Below are 3,041 nucleotides of genomic sequence, written 5' to 3' on the forward strand. Positions count from 1 at the left end.
CGCGGCGCTGGCCGGCGGCCTGGCCGTGTGCGGCCTGGCGCAGGCGCAGGACGCCGCCGCGCCGGTCGACCCCTGGAAGGTCGACGTCTACTACGAGAACGACACCCGCTTCCGGGGCAAGGACGCGACCGGCGAGCGCGTCGGGCTCTCCAAGTTCCGCAACACCCTGCAGGTCGAGGCCGACAAGAAGCTCGAAGGCGGCTGGAAGTTCCGCAGCATCCTGCGCGGCAGCTTCGACGGCGTCTACCGCATGAACGACGACCAGTACGGCCGCAAGGCCGGCGGCGGCGTGCTGCTCGAGTCCCAGGGCGGACCGCCCCCGGTGCCGCACGGCAGCGGCATCATCAACAAGGCCGCCGTCGACGGCCTCGGGCTGGTCAACAACGTCTTCGGCTTCAACGCCACCAACCCCGGCGCACCCAACTACAACCCCAACGAAGGCCTGCGCCTGCTGGGTGACCGCTGGCACGACTCGCTCAACGGCGGGGTGGAGTACGCCACCCCGGTGCGCCCCTGCGACACCGACCGGCGCGGCTGCGCCGACTTCGGCGGCTACGGCGACAAGAAGCGCAGCGAGCTCGAACTGCCCGAGTTCAACGAACGCTGGGACGTCATCCGCGAAGCCTTCGTCACCAACACCGTCGGCCTGGCCGACGGCAAGCAGCTCTTCCTCAAGCTCGGCAAGCAGCAGGTGGTGTGGGGCCGCACCGACCTGTTCCGCGTGCTCGACGTGATCAACCCGGTCGACTACTCGCGCAACAACATCTACGACGAACTCCAGGACATCCGCATCCCCATGTGGATCGCCCAGGCCGAGTACCGCATGGGCCCGAGCGAGAGCATGCAGGACCGCAACCTGCAGCTGGTGTGGAACTTCGACAAGTTCCGCCCCAACAACCTCGGCCAGTGCGGCACCGCCAACGTCATCCTCGACGCCGGCTGCTTCTTCCGCGGCATGAAGAACCTGTGGGACAACGGCGGCACGGTGGCCAACTTCGCCAACGTCGGCCCCGGCGTGCTGCTCGCCACCGACTTCGGCCCCGGCCAGATCGGCCTGCGCGACGTGAAGCTGCCCAACTGGAGCTTGAAGAACACCCAGCTCGGGCTGAAGTACGAGGGCGTGAGCCAGGACGGCCTGTCGTTCTCGCTCAACGCGCTGACCTACCGCTCGCAGCTGCCCTCGCTGCACGGCGGCAAGGGCGCGACCAACGCCTTCACCGGCGAGACGCGCACCGACGCGCAGGGCGGCTGGCCCTACCTGATCGCCTTCGACATGCACTTCCCGCGCGTGAACCTGATCGGCGGCTCGATGGACTTCGAGTGGCAGGCGGCCAAGGCGGCGGTGCGGGTCGAGGCGGCCTTCACCAACGGCGAGGAGTTCGCCAACACCCTCAAGCCCCAGCTGTACTCGAAGAACAAGGTGTTCCGCTCGGTGGTCGGCTTCGACCGGCCCACCTTCGTGCCCTTCATCAACCCCAACCGCACCACGCTGTTCTCCGCGCAGCTGTTCTACCAGCACATCTTCGACCACGAGTTCGAGCGCGGCCAGTTCGGCCCGGTGGGCATGCCCGACTGGGAGAACAACGTGATCGCCACGCTGCTGATGAAGGCCTTCCTCGTCAACGACCGCGTCAGCCCGCAGCTGATCACGGCCTACGACGTGCAGGCCCGCGCGCTGGTCACCTCGCCGCAGGTCGACTGGATCGTGACGGACAAGTTCAAGATCAGCTTCGGGGGCAACTTCAAGCTGCGCAACGGCGAGGACCGCTGGAAGTTCGACGACTGCCGCTCGTGCAACCCGTGGGCGCCGTTCACCGCCCCCTTCGGCGACACCGACCCCATGACCACCTACTCGCGCGGCCTCGGCGGCCTCGAGCCCCTCGGGCGCTTCCGCGCCGGCCCCATCGGCTCGGCCTGGAAGGAGAACGAGATCTTCCTCACCGCGCGGTATCAGTTCTGAAGCAGGAGACAAGCATCATGACAACGAAGATTCATCAGATCGGGCTGGCCCTGGTCACGGCGGGCTTCGCCCTGGCCGCCGGCGCCGCCACCGAGGCCGACGTGGAGGCCTCGTTCAACCCGTACAAGAGCGGCTTCCCGAGCGTTGCCGGCCTGACCCCCGGCACCGTGGTCAACAAGGCCAACGTCGAGCAGTTCAAGGACGCCCTGGACCCGGGCCTCTACCAGATCGTCAAGAACGGCTGGGACGAGATCAAGGTCGGGCCGACCACGCAGTTCGCGATGGACAAGTTCTATGTCGAGGCCACGAAGAAGAACCTGAATACCGCCAAGCTCGGCGCCCAGAACGGCGAGATCACCGGCTTCGTTGCCGGCCGGCCCTTCCCGGAGGAGCCCAAGGCCGACGACCCGCGTGCCGGCGAGAAGCTGGCGTGGAACTTCAAGTACGGCCTCAACTGGGGCGACAACGCCGCGGTCTACCCGTTCTACTGGAAGTACCGCAACATGACGAGCGGCCAGGTCGAGCGGGTCATCATGTTCAATTTCCACTTCCTGAACTTCAAGCACCGCGTGCAGCACGCGCCGGTGCCCGAAGTGACGCCCAACCCGTCGGAGCTGTTCCGCGGCATCTACGTGAAGGTGCTCGAGCCGCAGGACCTGAAGAACACGCAGCTGCTGATCCAGCGCTACGAGGACGACCTGAAGTTCGACGACGCCTACCTCTACCTCGGCTTCCAGCGCCGCGTGCGCCGGCTCGCCACCGGGCAGACGACGGACGCCTTCCTCGGCGCGGACCTGATGATCGAGGACTTCGAGGGCTACAACGGCCGCATCTCGGACATGAAGTGGACGTTCAAGGGCACGAAGAACATCCTGATGCCCTACTACAACCACAACGAGCTGCAGCTGACCGACGAGTTCAAGGACCCGAGCGGCTACAAGTTCGTGGACTTCGGCGGGCAGGGCGGCTGCTTCCCGAAGATCACCTGGCAGCTGCGCAAGGTCTACGTGGTCGAGGCCGCACCGGTGCTGGCCAGCCACCCGGTGAGCAAGCGCGTGTTCCACATCGACGCCCAGGTCTT

The 3,041-nt window shown here is 66.6% G+C and carries 2 protein-coding genes; both read left to right on the forward strand.

The features are described from left to right. A partial coding sequence (locus tag x551_RS20430) for a DUF1302 family protein (protein ID WP_036250726.1) occupies positions 1 to 1,960 on the forward strand: 1,960 nt, incomplete at its 5' end. Between the two features lie 17 nt (positions 1,961 to 1,977). After that, a partial coding sequence (locus tag x551_RS20435) for a DUF1329 domain-containing protein (protein ID WP_036236190.1) occupies positions 1,978 to 3,041 on the forward strand: 1,064 nt, incomplete at its 3' end.

This window comes from Methylibium sp. T29, from assembly GCF_000576205.1.
Lineage (GTDB): Bacteria > Pseudomonadota > Gammaproteobacteria > Burkholderiales > Burkholderiaceae_C > Methylibium > Methylibium petroleiphilum.